The 15,584-nt window shown below is 61.1% G+C and carries 16 protein-coding genes; 11 read left to right on the top strand and 5 right to left on the bottom strand.

Features of this window, described 5'->3' with window-relative positions; genetic code table 11:
• Positions 1 to 93: 93 nt before the first annotated feature.
• Positions 94 to 1,107, top strand: coding sequence for a GDP-mannose 4,6-dehydratase (locus ACO07N_RS17165; RefSeq protein ID WP_421982187.1), 1,014 nt, complete (start codon positions 94 to 96; stop codon positions 1,105 to 1,107).
• 3 nt (positions 1,108 to 1,110) lie between these two features.
• On the opposite strand, the gene ACO07N_RS17170 is transcribed toward ACO07N_RS17165, so the two are convergent.
• Positions 1,111 to 1,587: a YbaK/EbsC family protein gene (locus ACO07N_RS17170; protein WP_421982188.1), complete on the bottom strand. Its 477-nt coding sequence runs from the start codon at positions 1,585 to 1,587 to the stop codon at positions 1,111 to 1,113.
• A gap of 243 nt (positions 1,588 to 1,830) precedes the next feature.
• On the opposite strand from ACO07N_RS17170, the gene ACO07N_RS17175 reads away from it, so the two are divergent.
• The gene (locus tag ACO07N_RS17175; RefSeq protein ID WP_421982189.1) at positions 1,831 to 2,019 is read left to right on the top strand and encodes a hypothetical protein; all 189 of its coding nucleotides are present in this window, start codon (positions 1,831 to 1,833) and stop codon (positions 2,017 to 2,019) included.
• A 101-nt stretch (positions 2,020 to 2,120) separates the two neighbouring features.
• Here the strand turns inward: ACO07N_RS17175 and ACO07N_RS17180 are convergent, their stop codons facing one another.
• Entirely contained in the window at positions 2,121 to 3,281 is a 1,161-nt protein-coding gene (locus ACO07N_RS17180) for an NAD(P)/FAD-dependent oxidoreductase (RefSeq protein ID WP_421982190.1), read from the bottom strand.
• Between the two features lie 80 nt (positions 3,282 to 3,361).
• On the opposite strand from ACO07N_RS17180, the gene mnmD reads away from it, so the two are divergent.
• Positions 3,362 to 4,126, top strand: a complete 765-nt coding sequence (gene mnmD / locus ACO07N_RS17185; RefSeq protein WP_421982191.1) for a tRNA (5-methylaminomethyl-2-thiouridine)(34)-methyltransferase MnmD — start codon at positions 3,362 to 3,364, stop codon at positions 4,124 to 4,126.
• 6 nt (positions 4,127 to 4,132) lie between these two features.
• Here the strand turns inward: mnmD and ACO07N_RS17190 are convergent, their stop codons facing one another.
• On the bottom strand, positions 4,133 to 5,008 hold the full coding sequence (locus tag ACO07N_RS17190; RefSeq protein ID WP_421982192.1) for a LysR substrate-binding domain-containing protein: 876 nt from the start codon (positions 5,006 to 5,008) through the stop codon (positions 4,133 to 4,135).
• A 148-nt stretch (positions 5,009 to 5,156) separates the two neighbouring features.
• On the opposite strand from ACO07N_RS17190, the gene bla reads away from it, so the two are divergent.
• Positions 5,157 to 6,038, top strand: a complete 882-nt coding sequence (bla, locus tag ACO07N_RS17195) for a class A beta-lactamase (RefSeq protein ID WP_421982193.1) — start codon at positions 5,157 to 5,159, stop codon at positions 6,036 to 6,038.
• A gap of 48 nt (positions 6,039 to 6,086) precedes the next feature.
• On the opposite strand, the gene ACO07N_RS17200 is transcribed toward bla, so the two are convergent.
• Positions 6,087 to 7,040, bottom strand: a complete 954-nt coding sequence (locus tag ACO07N_RS17200; RefSeq protein ID WP_421982194.1) for a 2-hydroxyacid dehydrogenase — start codon at positions 7,038 to 7,040, stop codon at positions 6,087 to 6,089.
• A gap of 307 nt (positions 7,041 to 7,347) precedes the next feature.
• Between ACO07N_RS17200 and ettA the strand changes: the two genes are divergently transcribed.
• The 4 genes from ettA to ACO07N_RS17220 all read left to right on the top strand — a co-directional run bounded on the left by ettA (position 7,348) and on the right by ACO07N_RS17220 (position 11,319).
• Positions 7,348 to 8,997, top strand: coding sequence for an energy-dependent translational throttle protein EttA (gene ettA, locus ACO07N_RS17205; RefSeq protein ID WP_421982195.1), 1,650 nt, complete (start codon positions 7,348 to 7,350; stop codon positions 8,995 to 8,997).
• Positions 8,998 to 9,061: 64 nt separating this feature from the next.
• Complete coding sequence (locus ACO07N_RS17210) at positions 9,062 to 10,027, top strand: endonuclease/exonuclease/phosphatase family protein (RefSeq protein ID WP_421982196.1); 966 nt, start codon at positions 9,062 to 9,064, stop codon at positions 10,025 to 10,027.
• A gap of 28 nt (positions 10,028 to 10,055) precedes the next feature.
• Complete coding sequence (locus ACO07N_RS17215) at positions 10,056 to 10,433, top strand: hypothetical protein (RefSeq protein WP_421982197.1); 378 nt, start codon at positions 10,056 to 10,058, stop codon at positions 10,431 to 10,433.
• Positions 10,434 to 10,491: 58 nt separating this feature from the next.
• Entirely contained in the window at positions 10,492 to 11,319 is an 828-nt protein-coding gene (locus ACO07N_RS17220; RefSeq protein WP_421979445.1) for an IS5 family transposase, read from the top strand.
• Between the two features lie 351 nt (positions 11,320 to 11,670).
• On the opposite strand, the gene ACO07N_RS17225 is transcribed toward ACO07N_RS17220, so the two are convergent.
• Complete coding sequence (locus ACO07N_RS17225) at positions 11,671 to 11,985, bottom strand: DUF2834 domain-containing protein (RefSeq protein WP_421982198.1); 315 nt, start codon at positions 11,983 to 11,985, stop codon at positions 11,671 to 11,673.
• Positions 11,986 to 12,179: 194 nt separating this feature from the next.
• Here ACO07N_RS17225 and ACO07N_RS17230 point away from each other — a divergent pair, with 194 nt between their 5' ends.
• The 3 genes from ACO07N_RS17230 to ACO07N_RS17240 all read left to right on the top strand — a co-directional run bounded on the left by ACO07N_RS17230 (position 12,180) and on the right by ACO07N_RS17240 (position 15,267).
• Positions 12,180 to 13,337 carry a hypothetical protein gene (locus tag ACO07N_RS17230; RefSeq protein WP_421982199.1) on the top strand — a complete coding sequence of 386 codons (1,158 nt, stop codon included), beginning with the start codon at positions 12,180 to 12,182 and terminating at the stop codon, positions 13,335 to 13,337.
• Complete coding sequence (locus tag ACO07N_RS17235) at positions 13,325 to 14,278, top strand: FUSC family protein (RefSeq protein ID WP_421984443.1); 954 nt, start codon at positions 13,325 to 13,327, stop codon at positions 14,276 to 14,278. The genes ACO07N_RS17230 and ACO07N_RS17235 overlap by 13 nt, the downstream gene beginning before the upstream one ends.
• A gap of 161 nt (positions 14,279 to 14,439) precedes the next feature.
• Positions 14,440 to 15,267: a hypothetical protein gene (locus ACO07N_RS17240; protein ID WP_421982200.1), complete on the top strand. Its 828-nt coding sequence runs from the start codon at positions 14,440 to 14,442 to the stop codon at positions 15,265 to 15,267.
• Positions 15,268 to 15,584 lie beyond the last annotated feature (317 nt).

The following is a 15,584-nucleotide window of genomic DNA, read 5'->3' on the forward strand; positions in this document are numbered from 1 at the left end:
GCCGGGAGCGGACTTTGCCGTTGCCCGTGCAGCCGAAGCGCTATAAGACCCAGGCGACAACTTTCCCTCTCGGCTCAAGGGTGACACGCGCAGATGAAAACCGTTTTGGTAACCGGTGCGGCCGGATTTATCGGATACTTCTTGTGCACGCGTCTGTTGAGAGACGGTTTCCGGGTCATCGGTCTCGATGCCATGACCGACTACTACGATGTCCGGCTGAAGGAACGCAGGCAGCAGATGCTGCTTCAGCACGAGCACTTCGAACCCGTGAACGAACGGGTCGAGACGCCGGACCTGCTCATGTCGCTGTTTCGTACGGAAACGCCTGATTTCGTCATCCATCTGGCGGCGCAGGCAGGGGTGCGATATTCGATTGAAAACCCGCGATCCTACCTGGAAAGCAACATCTGCGGCACGTTTGAGCTGCTTGAGGCAGCCAGAGCGTTTCCGCCCGAACACATGCTCCTGGCTTCGACTTCGTCTGCCTATGGTGCCAACGACGTGATGCCTTATACGGAAACCGATAAGGCCGATCATCAGGTGTCCTTTTATGCCGCGACCAAGAAGGCGACGGAATCGATGGCGCACTCCTATGCCCATCTTTACGATCTTCCGATCACCATGTTCCGTTTCTTCACTGTCTACGGGCCCTGGGCACGGCCCGACATGGCGCATCACAAATTCGCCAAGGCTATCCTCGAGGAACGGCCCATCGACGTCTACAATTACGGTGACATGAAGCGGGACTTCACCTATGTCGAGGACCTTGTCGAAGGCATTCGCCTGCTCATGGACGCGGTTCCCGTTCGCCCCGCTGAAGGCGAGGCGGTCGCCGAGGGAGACAGCCTGTCGCCGGTCGCGCCCTGGCGCATCGTCAACATCGGCAACTCGACAAGCGTGCAGCTGACGGAGTTCATCGACGCGATCGAGGAAGCGACCGGCAAAACGGCCGACCGCAACCTCATGCCGATGCAGCCCGGCGATGTCGTTGCCACCTGGGCGAATGCCGACCTGCTGCAAAGACTGACCGGCTACACTCCGAAAACGTCGGTGCGCGAGGGAATTGCGAAATTCGTCGCCTGGTACAGGGAATACTACCAGGTCTGATCCTCAACCGGCCTCCGGCGGCGGCTGGCACACGTCCACCCAGTGCGCGTCGGTGATGTCCGCGAGGCGTTCCGGACTGATCCTGACGGCGGCGTTTGTCGCCCCGGCAGCCGGGATGACGATGTCGAACGCCTTTAGGGACACATCGCAGTAGACCTGTAGAGGCTGGGCAAGTCCAAAGGGGCAGACGCCCCCGACGGGATGTCCGGTCAGCTTTTCCACGTCTTCAAGCCCGAGCATTTTTATTTTTCCGCCGAAGGCCGCCTTGGCCTTCTTGTTGTCCAGGCGGGCGTCTCCGCGGGCCACGACGAGAAAGATCTTGTCCTTCAATTGAAAAGACAGCGTTTTTGCGATCTGGCCGGGGGCCACGCCATGCGCCTCCGCTGCCAGGTCCACGGTTGCGCTGCTTTGATCCGTTTCGATGATCGTCAACTCCGGCGCTGCAATCGCAAGGTGTTGACGTACGCTGGTGAGGCTCATTGGTTCCGGACATCCCTAGTTAGTAACGAGATCGTAAAAATTGACATTATTAAGGCCTGAGAACAATCAACAGGCACGAAAACTACTTGTGAATTAAATTAAAATTCACCTGTTCGAAATTAACAAAGCGTTCATACTGAATTTAAACGAGAGTTAAACACTTGCTCCATAATGCTTATTGATAATGTGACGGAGAAATACGTGAAAGCGTCTTGAAGGCGCAATATGTCGAGGAACGCCAACATGGCCAGAGCGATGACAGCCGCCGGAGAAGTTCACAACCCCAAATTGGGCGGGCGTGAAAAGGCTGCCGTTTTGAAGGATCACGACGGTGTGGCAACCGTTCCGTTCCTGCTCGCAAAGAACCTCCTGTTCTGGGGGTCGATCTCCCTGAGCCTCTACGGCATCTACACGCTCGCGACGCTCTTGTGAGCCGCTGATCGTTTCCCGAACCGTCCAACCTTGAAATCCGATATTCAGGCGCGCATACATCAGCCCTTCCGGGACGGTGGAGTACACGCCTGCATACCAAGCTAAAACCCGTCGGCATCCAGGCGGTTTTCGCCAAAATGATGTTGTGGCGCAAAGGTTTGCGGCAATTCATGTAGCGCGCGCTCGTGCAAGATCTCCGACACAAGGCACTCCGCCACCAGGTGCGCGATCCCGAAGGAAATCTTGTAGCCGCCTGTGGCTGCAAAGATCGAGCGATGGCCCGGCAGACGGCCCACGAGGGGGTCCCGCTTGTGACAACGCGGTCTGATACCGGCCCATTCCGACAGAACTTCGCGGTCCTCAAGCGCAGGACAGAAACGGGTCGCGCGTTCGACAAGTTCGGCGCTGCGCACCGGTGATGGCGCCGCGTCGGCATAGTCCCGGTCAGCGGTGCTGCCGACGGCAATGGTGCCGTTTCCGTGCGGCACAACGTAGAGCCCGTCGCAGTAGATGGCCGGCTTGTCTTCCAGACCTTTGCCGTCCATCAGCAGGGCCTGACCCTTTTCCCCACGACCGATTCGTTCACCCGTAAGCTGTTCGATCAGGTCGAAAGTGGAAAATCCGCCCGCAAGAACGACTATTTTCGCCTTTGCCGTTTCACCACTGGAAAGGTGAAGCGTCCCGGATGTCTCGTCGTAACCTGTGACTTTTGCGTTTTCGGCAAGGCGTCCGTGACGGCGAACGTATGCCGCAAGCGTGGCAAGATAGTCGCGCGGCGACGTGCGTGCCGCGAGCGTCTCGTAAACGAGGCCGAAAGGGGCCGCTGATGCGTCCAGCCAGTCCGATCGGCTGCCGGCCGGTTCGACGTCATAGGTGAACCCGGTCGCCTCCGGATGCCAGCGCAGCTTGCTTTCCTCGGCGCGTTCCAGGTGGTGATCCAGCTTGTCTTTCGTTGTCAGCGGCAGGATGCGGCCGCAGCGCGCATAGCCGCAGCTCAGGCCGGTCTCTTCCTCGAGCTGCCGGATGTGGTTCTCCAGCGAGCGCAGGGCCTGGAACTGGAATTCCTTCTTGGGATTCCAGCGTGCCGGCATATGCGGCATCAGCGCGCCGAGCAGCCCGCCACTGGATCCGGCGCCGACATGTGAGGCCTCCAGAACCAGCGTGCGCAGACCCTTCCCGATCGCGCGGTGCGCGACCGAAAGCCCGAAAATTCCGGCACCGGCAACCGCTATGTCGAAAGGCGCGTCGGACGGGGATGGCATGGTCAGGCAAGGTCCCGGGATTGAAAGCGATGGACGGCTCTCTTATGAGAACAGATCGGATTTGGCAAAGAGTTTAGCGCATGCCTCAAGAGACTGGTGCGGGAAACAGCAAGACGGACATGAAGCCGAACGGGGCACCCGAGCTGGAATGGCTGGACGGCGACGTGCCGCGCGCACCCGGTTTCGGCGACACCTATTTCTCCAAGGCCGGTGGGCTTGAGGAAACCCGGCATGTGTTCATCGGCGGCAACCGGCTGCCGGAACGCTTGCCCGGCAGAGAGCGTTTCACCATTGCTGAACTCGGCTTCGGAACCGGACTGAACTTCCTGACGACACTTGAAATGGTGGCCGCCTTGGAAACAGCGCCAAAGCTCGTGTTCCTGTCGTTCGAACTTTACCCGCTGTCGGCTGATCAGCTGGAACGCGCGCTCGCCGCCTTTCCGGCGCTTTCCGCAACGAGTAACGAACTGCTTCGCGCGTGGGCACCGGCCCCGGGTTGGAACCGGGTGACAATTGCCGGTGCGGAGCTGTTGCTCGGCGTCGGCGATGCGCGGGAATTGATAACGGATCTCGTCGTTGAAGGTGCACCCGAAAGGGACGGTAGCCCTGTCATTCCGCCGGTTGAGGCCTGGTATCTCGACGGGTTCAGCCCTGCGAAGAACCCGGAGCTGTGGGACCCGGACCTCCTGGCGAAAGCCGCGGACCTGACTGCGCCGGGTGGAACCCTCGCGACCTATACCGCCGCAGGCTGGGTTCGCCGCAACCTTCAGGCAGCCGGGTTCGGAATCGAAAAGAAACCGGGTTTTGCCGGCAAACGCGAGATGATTGTTGGCCGGAAACACTGAGCCCGTTCACGGCTGCGCCGTCGCCGTTACCGTGAGCCAGTCGCGAAAGGCACGCATGGCGCTGGTTTCCGCGCGCGATTTCAGCCAGGTCAGCCAGTAACTGCCTGTCACGATGCAGGCCTCGAAGGGTTTGACGATCCGTCCGGTCTCAAGGTCGCGTTCGAACAGGCGAACCGGAACGAGGCCTACTCCGGCACCTTGTGCGGCCGCCTCGACGATGGAGAGCGACGAATCGAACATCCAGCCGCGGCTTCTGGGCGGTGGCAGGGCCGCTGCCTGGAACCAGAGCGCCCATTCGTTCTGTCTGTAGGATCGCAGCAGGTTTTCGTGCAAGAGATCAGCCGGTTCGTTCAGGCGGTCGGCAGTCGCGGGTGAGCAGACCGGACAGAGTTTGGCCTCGAACAGGTTGACGGCTTCCGTTCCATGCCAGGCGCCGTCGCCGAAACGAAGGAAACAGTCCAGTCCGTCCTCAAGCAGGTCGGCGCGATTGTTGTTCGTCTTCAGCCGGATGTCGATCTCAGGATGCTGGTTCGAAAAAGCGTCAAGCCGGGACAGGAGCCAACCCGTGGCAAAGCTGTTGACGACCCCGACGGTCAGGACATCGCGGAAGTTTCCGTCCTCGAACCGGCTCAGCGCATCACTCATGCGCCGGAAGGCATCGGACAGGACCGGCAGCAGTGCCTGGCCTTCATCGGTCAGCGTGACGCCGCGCGCGCCCCGCTTGAAGAGCGACACCCGCAGCGTTTCCTCAAGCAGTTTCGCCTGGTGGCTCACGGCGGTCTGCGACACGCGAAGCTCGAGCCCTGCACGGGTGAAACTCTGCAGCCGCGCCGAGGCTTCAAACGCCCGGAGCGCGTTGAGCGGTATTCTCGAAAAATCCATGAATCATGACCAAGTTTTTCTCATGCCTGACGTTATCAATCATCATTTGTATTATGAGAAGGGCAAGAGCAATCTCCGTCGCGCCTGATGCGGTTCGCCAGGGGGGCAGGACGCAGCGGGTGAGATTTCATACTGTCTGGAGACGATGATGATTTTGAGCAATCGCAGGTTTGCCCTCCTGGGTGTTTTGTTGCCACTCCTGTCGGGTATCCCCGCCGAAGCGGCCGGTTTTGACCCGGCCCCCGTCGCAAGAGCGGTTGAGGACGTTGAAGCGCGTCTGTCCGCAAGGGTAGGGGTCGCGATCATCGACACGCAAACGGGTAAGATCTGGTCGAACAGGGGCGACGAGCGCTTTCCGCTCAACAGCACCTTCAAGGCGTTCCTGTGTGCCGCGCTGCTGGATGCCGCGGAAAAGGGAACCGCGGATCCGAAGCGCGAAGTGGTGATACAGGAGAGCGATATCGTGTCCTATTCGCCCGTGATGGAAAAGCATGTCGGCGGCAATGGGTTCTCGATCGCGGAACTCTGCGAGGTCACGGTCACGATCAGCGACAATGCGGCCGCGAACCTTGTGATGGCCGAACTCGGCGGCCCAGACGGTGTGACGGCCTACCTGCGGCGGATCGGCGATGACAAGACCCGGATCGACCGCTGGGAACCGGACTCGAACACAGGCATTCCGGGCGACGAAAGGGACACGACCACGCCGTGGGCAGCCGCCGAAACGCTCCGCAAACTGGTTCTGGGCGATGCCCTGGACCCTCAGGCGAGGGCGACGCTCACATCCTGGCTGGAAGGCAACAAGGTTGGCAACGCGACCCTGCGCGCCGGCATCCCGGAAAGCTGGCGCATCGCCGACAAGACGGGGGCAGGGGCCAATGGATCGCGCAACAACATTGCCGTCATCTGGCCGGAGGGCCGTGATCCGGTTGTTGTCGCGATCTACATCACCCAGACAACCGCCGCGTTCCAGACGCGCAACAAGGCAATTGCCGAGATTGGCGCGGCGCTGGCTGAGAGCGTCGACTGAAGATGAGGGAAAACCATGCGCCGGGGCGCGGTCTCCGGCGCGTGGCCGCTATTTCATTTCCGGAACCGCCGTCAGCGGTTTGCCGTCTGCGAACCAGCTTTTCAGATTGTCGACCACGAGCTGGCCCATGGCGTTGCGGGTCGCCTGTGACGCCGAGCCGACATGGGGCAGCAGCGTGACGCGCGGCAGCTTCATCAGCCGTTCCGGCGTGCACGGTTCCTGTTCGAATACATCCAGCCCGGCACCGTAGATCGTGCCGCTTTCCAGCGCGTCGGCAAGGGCGTCTTCATCGATCACCGACCCCCGGCCGATATTGAGGACGATGCCGTTCGGGCCGAGCGCCTTCAAGACGTCCGCATTGACCGCATGCTGGGTTTCGGCGCCACCCGGCGCGACCACCATCAGCGTGTCGCAGGCCTCCGCCAGAGCGACCAGGCTTGCGTGATAGGGATAGTCGACCCCAGCCTGCTGCGAGCGGCCGTAATAGGCGATCTTGAGCCCGAAGCTCTCGGCGCGTTTGGCGATCGCCTTGCCGATGCGCCCGAGGCCGAAAATCCCGAGTGTGCGCCCCTGAAGCGTTGCCTGGCTGAGCGGGTAGCCGCCCTTTTTCGTCCAGTTGCCGTCCCTGAGCCAGGTTTCGGCCTGTCCGAGCTCGCGCACCGTCATGATCATCAGGCCGATGGCGGTGTCCGCCACTTCATCCGTCAGCACGTCCGGCGTGTGCGTGACCATCACCTTGGCACGCAGGCAGGCATCCGTATCCACGTGGTCATAGCCGACGCCGAAACTGGAGACGATCTCCAGGTTCGGAAATTTCGCCAGAAACGCGTCGTTGACCTCCGCCCAGGAAAGCGCCACGCCCCGGATCTTCGGACCGATTTCCGCCAGCATCGCATCCGGGTCGTCCGCCGCATGCAGCCGGTGCACGGTAAAGGCGGTGTCCAGCTGCTCCTCGACCACGGGAAGCATGGGTTTGGTCATGAGAATTTCGGGTTTTTGCATGGGATATCCGGCGGGAAGGAAGCTTTGAGGAGAGTGGGTTTCAGCCGCCGGACTTTACAAGAAATCGCGTCTCAGAAAAGAGGAAAAGCGTGGGGGGCAACTTCGCCTGCTGCAGCCTGTAAGGCTGAAGATGCATGCGACGGTGGCCGCATCGAATACGGATGTCCTGCAGCTTATGCTGTGTCATTCGGAAAATGACGCCGTTTGAACATTTCCCCCCATTGCCCCCGGCGCGCATTTCCCCTAAAAGACCCGGCAGAATTCCTAAGAATCCCGTCAGTTTTCGAAAGTGGAGAAGCGGAGCCCCATGGCGCGCCAGTTCATCTATCACATGCATGGCCTCTCCAAGGCCTATAACGACAAGAAAGTTCTCGACAACATCCATCTCTCCTTCTACCCGGACGCCAAGATCGGCATCCTGGGCCCGAACGGGGCGGGCAAGTCGACGCTTCTGAAGATCATGGCCGGCATCGACAAGGAATACTCCGGCGAAGCCTGGGCCGCCGAGGGCGCCAAGGTCGGCTACCTGCCGCAGGAGCCGCAGCTCGACAATTCCAAGACGGTCATGGAAAACGTCATGGAAGGCGTCGCCCACAAGCAGGCCAAGCTCGACCGCTACAACGAACTGATGATGGACTATTCGGACGAGACCGCCGAAGAGGCCGCCACGCTTCAGGACGAGATCGACGCCCAGGACCTGTGGAACCTGGAAAGCCAGGTCGAGATGGCGATGGAAGCGCTGCGCTGCCCGCCCTCCGACAGTGCCGTCGACAATCTCTCGGGCGGTGAACGTCGCCGCGTCGCGCTCTGCAAGCTGCTCCTGTCCGAGCCGGACCTTCTGCTTCTCGACGAACCGACCAACCACCTGGACGCGGAAACCGTCCACTGGCTGGAACGGCACCTTAGAGAGTTCAAGGGCTCGGTCCTGATCATCACCCACGACCGCTACTTCCTCGACAACGTCACCGGCTGGATCCTGGAACTCGACCGGGGCAGGGGCATTCCCTACGAGGGCAACTACTCGGTCTACCTGGAAAAGAAGACCAAGCGCATGGAGCAGGAAGGCCGCGAGAACATGGCCCGCTCCAAGGCGATCGCCCGCGAACGCGAGTGGATGGGCATGAGCCCGAAAGGCCGCCAGACCAAGTCCAAGGCGCGTATCCGCGCCTATCAGGATCTTGTCGCCATGCAGGAAGAGCGTCAGCCGTCCATCGAGCAGATCCTCATTCCGGTCGGCGAGCGCCTCGGCGCCAACGTCATCGACCTGGAGGGCGTCTCCAAGGGCTTCGGCGACCGTCTTCTGATCGAGGATCTCTCCTTCAAGCTGCCGCGCGGCGGCATTGTCGGCGTGATCGGCCCGAACGGCGCCGGCAAGTCGACCCTCTTCAAGATGCTGACCGGTCAGGAAAAGCCGGACAGCGGCAATGTCGTCATCGGCGACAGCGTCCAGCTCGGCTATGTCGACCAGTCGCGCGATGCACTCGACCCGGACAAGACGGTCTGGGAAGAAATTTCCGGCGGTGCCGAGGTGATCTATCTCGACGACAAGGAAATCAACTCGCGCGCCTATTGCTCGTCCTTCAACTTCAAGGGCCCGGCCCAGCAGGCCAAGGTCGGCGACCTCTCCGGCGGCCAGCGCAACCGTGTGCACCTGGCGAAGGTCCTGAAAAAGGGCGCCAACGTGCTCCTGCTCGACGAACCGACCAACGACCTCGACACCGAAACGCTGGCGGCCCTGGAAGATGCGCTGGAAAACTACGCCGGCTGCGCCGTGGTCATCAGCCACGACCGCATGTTCCTCGACCGTCTGGCCACGCACATGCTCGCCTTTGAGGGCGACAGCCACGTGGAGTGGTTTGAAGGCAACTTCGAGGACTACGAAAAGGACAAGGTCCGCCGCCTCGGCGCCCACGCCGCCGACCCGCGCCGGATCAAGTACAAGCCGCTCACGCGCTGAATTTGCACAAAAAATACTGAAAGGGCAGTCGAGGGACTGCCCTTTTTTCATTTACGGGTCGTGCATGACTTCAATTGAAAGATTTTTATCTCTGGGTCTTCTGGTGTGTGTATGCGCAAGTGCGGGGTCCGTTCTGGCGGCTGTCGGATGGCCTCTGGATTTGCTGGCGCATTTCCAGGCCCAGATCGCGTTGGCGGGCGTCGTGCTGCTCGTGCTGTTGTGGGTGATCCGGCGACGGGCGCTGGCGCTTGTGGCCGGTCTTCTTTGCGGATTTTCCATCTGGCAGATGGACGTCGCAAGCACGACACGCTTCGCCGAGGCGTCTACATCCGATGGTGTCGAGGTCAAGCTTGCCGCGGCAAACCTGTTCGGTAGACCGGGCGCACTTGGGCGTCTGTCCGAGGCGCACCAAAACGAAGCATTCGACATTCTGGTGCTGACGGAGTTGCCGGCCGACGCAGATGATACGCTTCTTTCAAGTATTCCGGACATGAGACACATTGCCGGATCACCGCGACAGGCAACCTTTGGCCGGCCGAGCGCTGTCATCCTGTCCCGCTCGCCGCCAACGGATGTCGAGAACGTCCGCGTCGGCCAGAACGCCGCCGCAATAACGAAGGCTAGTTATTGCCTTGAGAACCGGCGTTCGTGTTTGACGGTATTTGCGATTCACCCGCTCCCGCCGATTACACCTGCTCTCTACGAGCGCCAAAAGTCGATCCTCGAGGAACTCGCGCGGCAGCTGCAGGAGACGGATGGTGCGGCACTGGTTGCGAGCGATTTCAACGCGGTTTCCTGGTCGCCTCTCATGACGGCGTTTCAGGGTCGGGCCGATGTTCGGAAAGTCGCATGCGGCGCACGCTGGAGCCCGACATGGCTCGCGCCCGTTCCAGGTTTCGGCCTCGAACTGGATCACCTCTTCATCAAGGGAGCGCTGCGGAAGAAGACCTGCAAGGTCGGCTCATTTCTGTGGTCGGATCATTGGCCGATCATATCGGAGCTTCTGCTCGTCGACACTGGCGCCGACTGAGACGGGATCGAGAATAAGGACGGGTTTTTTGCCGCGTCATCCCGGACGAGCAGAGGGAGATCCGGGACCGGAGAACCGGAAGTGTCTGGATAAATCGCTAAAGCCCGTGGCTCCCCGGTTCCGGCTCGCGCTGCGCTTGGCCGGAATGACGATCTGGAAGCAGATCGTGCGATTTCGCAAGGCCAGGATATGGATCTCTTTCCTTGTCATCCCTGCGCAGGCAGGGATCCAGTATTCTCTTGCCTTTCCGTCTTGCCCATTTGCCGCCGATACAGCTTACTGGATCCCGGTCTTGCCGCGCGCGGCAAACCGGGACGACAAGGAGGAGGTGTTCTCTGTCCGGCGGGTGTCGCCGATCCGGCTGCTGGAAAAACAACCTCATCCTGAGAGACTGGCCCGAAATTAGTTGAGTGATCCCGGTCGCATGTGATTCCGTTTTTGCGCTAACAGAACGGAGCTTCGCCATGTGGACCGAGACCACCCGCGCCAACTATGACCGTCGCAGCTTGCGTTACGCAAGTGATCTCACGGACGAAGAATGGAGGTTCATCTGTCCCCATCTGCCAGCCCGACGAGATCGAGGTCGTCCGCGCACCACGTCGCTGCGGGAAGTCGTCAATGCCATTCTCTATCTGCTGCGCACAGGCTGTCCCTGGCGGTTTCTGCCTGCCGACTTCCCACCACGTTCCACAGTGCAGAGATACTTTTATGCGTGGCGTGACAATGCGTTATGGCCAGCGCTGAACCGGCGGCTGGTTGAGCGGCATCGCCAATCACAAGCGCGCAATGCTACTCCGACCGCCGGTGTCATTGACAGTCAGAGCGTCGCAACAATCCAAGTCGGCGGTCCTCGGGGACTTGATCCATTCAAACGCATCAAAGGTCGCAAGCGCCACATTGTCACTGATACGGACGGGCTTCTTTTGGACGTTCTGGTTCATCCCGCCAACGTCCAGGACGTCCACGGAGCGGTGCCATTGCTACGCAGCCTGCGGCAGACCTATCCCAACCTTGCTCATATCTTCGCCGATCGGGTCTACCGAGGGCCGAAGCTATTGAAAAAGATCGAGGATTGTGGACCGTGGACGATTGAGATCGTCGAACGGCCAACCGGGGTGAAAGGATTCGCGCTTCTGCCAAGACGATGGGTCATTGAGAGAACATTTGCCTGGTTTGGGCGACGGCGGCGTCTTGCAAAGGACTTTGAAGTCAAACAAGAAACACAGACCGCTTGGCTGTACATCGCTAGCATCGAACTCATCATCAGGCGCTTGGCAAAGGCTCAAGAATGAATTTCGAGTCAGACTCTGAGGAAGCGCGCAGCGCTGTCTCGAAGGATGGACCGCTTGTCCTGAGACCGCCGCAGTTCCTTCGAGACGGACCTGTCGGTGCTCATCGGCAACCTTGTGGTGCTAAGTCTCGGTCCGTTTCCTCTCTTTCGTCATCCCGGACGACCAGAGGGAGATCCGGGATCGGGGCGGCAACGACTTGGCGGGTTTTCGGGTGTCCTCTCCGGGGCTTTCCGGCCCCGGGTCTCACGCCGTTCGCCCAGGGTGACGACGGAGCGGTTTTCACATTGCCTGCCGGCTTCCGAACCTTGCTTTGGAGGTCCCGACAATCTTCGGCTTCACTGCCAAAGTCTTTTATTCGCGCTCGCTTTCACGTTCCCGAAGCCACAGGTAAAGCGGCAGGGCGAGCGACAGGCCGACGAGCCAGACCGCCGGGATTGTGAGCCACCAGCCGCGTACACCGGTTTCGCGTGCATCGCGCCACGACCAGATCCAGAAGACGGCGCAGCAGATCAGGAGATCCGCGGCGAAACCGCTTGCCGGTTTCGTTGCAAAGATCATGGCAACAAAGAGCGGAAGGTTGATCCCGTTTTCCGCTATGAAACCGCCGAAAAAGATCCAGGGCACCAGGGTTCCGATGACGGCGGCGGCAAGATAAAACGATTTCATGCGGCTATCTCTCTCTCTCTCTGCTGAACGTGTGTGAGAGATGCGGGAAACGGAGGCGCATCTCAATTCCCCTGGAAGGAATGGGCTGTCCCGACCGTCAGGCAGCCACGGCTTTTGCTTTACGGCAGCATGAATTCAAGGGCATTCTTCAAAGAGAAATCAGTTCCTTGGCCAAGGTGTTTCAAGTTCCTCCGATGCTTCAAGTCGTCTCCCGTACGCTGCCGCGCCTTTATCGCTACGACCCGGGTGCCCTGCGCCTCGTCAGGGGTATCCATCTGACGATTGCGGTCGTTGCCGCCGCGCTGTTCGCCGATCATGCCGGCAGCCTTGCACAAGGCGTACCGGGCTTTGCCCTTGCCGTCATCTGCGCGTCGGCGGCCGCACATGTGCTGATGTTTACGCCGGTCTCGATCCGGCGGCGCGAGGCCGGCGAGCTGGTGCGGTTCGGCGCGGTTCTGACAGGCCTGGCGGCCACCGGTGCCCTGATCGGCACCTTGTCCGGCAACGCTGCGCCCGTGGTGCTTCAGCTGATCTGGATCGGCGTGATTGCGCTCGGTTTCGCGCTGGATGGTCTTGGTCCCTTCTGGCTGCGTGCGGGGCGCATGATTTCGATTTTCTGGCTGTTCGTGATCATGTCCAGCACGCCCCAGTCTCCGGGCTTCTGGCTGCCGCTCATGACGGCGCTCGGCGTTTTGATTGCAGTCCTGGCGCGGATCGGTCTCTGGCGGCCGTCGGCACGGCGGACCTACGAGCGCGTCGCCGCTGCCAACCGCAAGGCGATTGCCGATTATCTTGACCGTGCCGCGACCGGCCGCTCGCGGAGCGACAAGACCAGCCGGGCCGCCCTTCACGACCTTGCCGGACTGCGTGCCGAACTGGAACTCTCCGCGGAACTGGCAGGTGCGGAAGGTGAGCTGCGCGGCCTGTCCGCGGAAGCCGTGGCGATGATGCGGCTGGCGCTGGAGGTGGTCCGCAATGCCCTTGAAGCGCTCTCTGCGGACGTTCGGCGCGATCTGATCGCCAATGAAACCTACCGGTCGTCCCTCAAGGAGGTCTTGCGGCGCATTGAAACCGGTCGGGTCGGACCGGACGCCAAGCAGCCTGATCTGGCGTGGGCGCGCGGCGCTGCCAGGTTTGGTCGGCAGGACACGTTCCAGGTCCTCCGGATTGCCCAGGCCTTCGACCGCTTGTGGCAGCTTGCCGAGGGAGACGAGGTGATCGAAGCCGCGCAAAGGATGCGCCTGCCGGAGGGAAGGGGTCAGGTCTCTGGAACCGCATTTCCTGGCGGCTTGCGGCGCAGGCGAGTGTCGCGGCCGCCGTCGGCTATGGCATCGGCCACATCTTTCAGTTGAGCCACGCCTACTGGATCACGATCACCGTCATCGTGGTTCTGTGCAGCAGCCTCGGTGCGACCATTCACAAGACGGCACAGCGGACCGCCGGAACGCTGGCCGGGTTTGTGGTGGCGATGCTGATGGAACCGCTTCTGTCGAAGGTGCCGGAATTCAGGCTGTTCCTGATCGTGGCGCTGCTGCCGCCGATCATCATCCTGTTCGAGCGCAACTACGGCATCGCCGTCGGCATCATCAGTTTCATGGTGCTGATCGGGCTGGAAGCCATGACCGGCCTGCCGGTTTCCGAGTTCTGGGACCGGCTTTACGACACCCTGATCGGCGCGGGTGCCGGTCTGGCGGCAGCCTGGCTGCTGTTTCCCAAGCGCAGCGGCGAGGGGGTCAAGGGACTTGCGGGCGCCTATCTGCTCTCGTGCAAAACCTTCCTGAGCGAAGACGGAGACACCTCCGGGACGGACCAGGCCGCCTATGCGTCCTTGAAGGACAAGGCCCGGGACCTGATGGGTGCTGCGCAGAACTACCGTGCGGAGCAGATCCCCTGGGCTTCGAGTGCGCGCACAAGTGGGGATCTCGATGTCCTTGTGATTGTTCTTGCAGATTACGTCATCCTCTACCGCCAGGCGCGCAATGCCATTCGAACGGAAGTGGCGCAAAACCGCCGGGAGCCTTCGGTTGGCGATCTTCTGGAACGCATGGACAAGCGCGTCCTTGAGGAGTTCGATGCCGTGCTGCAGAACCGGGCGCAGCAAACGGTGCCGGGCCTGGCGGAAGAGTGGCTGGCCGCGATGCCGGCCCCCGAAACGGCGGACATCGATCTGATGACCGACTGGGTGGCAACTCTCTATTACGCCCGGAAAGTCGTCCGCTGCCTGCAAGGGCTCCGGCAGGAACACATCTGGAGTGCGACGTCGGACCTGAACGCAAGTGACCCTGAAACCTGAGCCTCGGACGTGAGCCTTACCGAATATTAATTTCAGGGCCTTGATCCGGCTGCAATTGCCCGCAAAGACTGTGTTTTATGTCACAATTTCAACCGGCGCTTTGTGCAAGATTTGCGTGTCAGCAATCGGGCACCCCGCTTGGCCCGGAGGAGGAACAACACATGCAGTTTAAACGAATTCCGCGCGGCCTCACGGTCTGCGCCGGCCTGTTGGCAATGATTGCAGCCGGACCGGCAAGCGCTCAGACGGCCCAACCGGTCAACGCCGATCCGACGCCGCCGCCAACCTACGACTTCGTCCAGCAGGCGGGCGAGATGTCCTATGACGGCACCTCCCTGACACTCTCGGATGCCAACACGGGTGTCCTGTTTTTCTCCGACAGGCCGTATCGCGTGGGCGGCCAGATCTCGAACGCCGATTTTGCGGACTACTGGAACTCCGATGATGGGTTCAAGGGCGATCCGCCCAATGCGGTTGTCTCGGTTCTGAGCGAAACCGGAAAGGCGCCTGCGCTCGTCGAACTGACTTCGGCCAAGTCCGATGGATCATCGATGGTCTACGGCGTGACGGTTCTGCGGGGCGACTTGCCGGAAACGGCAAAAGGCGTCGCGCTCTTTATTGACCGCAGCGCCCGCCAGCCGCACCACCATCACGGCCGGGCAACCGCAACTGCGCCGGGATCGGTCGGTTTCGAGCCCTACGGACCCTACTGCTACCACTCGCCGCAGGACCCGCGCTGCCGCGCCTGGCATCATCCCTATCACCCGTATCATCCCTACTATCCGCCCTATCGTCCTTACTACCCGCCGTATGGCCCCTACTATCATCCGGGTGCCTATGCCGCCGGCGTAGCGACCGGCGCGGCGATTGCCAACGCGGCGAACCAGCCGACCTACTACTACTATCCGATCCCGACCGGACCCTTGCCGCCCAACTGCTGGATCAATTCGCAGCACACACAGATGGTGTGCACCGTGAAGCTCCAGTAACCGGGGAAACGTGGTTCAGGGCCCGCACAGTGCTGCGGGCCTTTTTGCGTTGTGCGGGACGGGCTGGATCCTTACGGCCGAAAAGATCAACACGTTTGATGCGTTGATCAATTTGATTTGCTGGTGTCCTTCGTCCGGCGGGCCTATACCAACCTCAACAAGTAAGACCCTATTCGACCGGGACATGAGCGTGTTCCGCGAGGAGCGTGCCGCAGGGCGATGTGGGGCATCGGCCAAGATGCGCAACGCTCTTATGTCGCGGCCTCCGGTGGTTTTTTCAGGCCCGCCGGACTGCGTCGCGCCGCTTGACCGGCCAA

This window comes from Roseibium sp., from assembly GCF_965229775.1.
Classification (GTDB): Bacteria; Pseudomonadota; Alphaproteobacteria; order Rhizobiales; family Stappiaceae; genus Roseibium.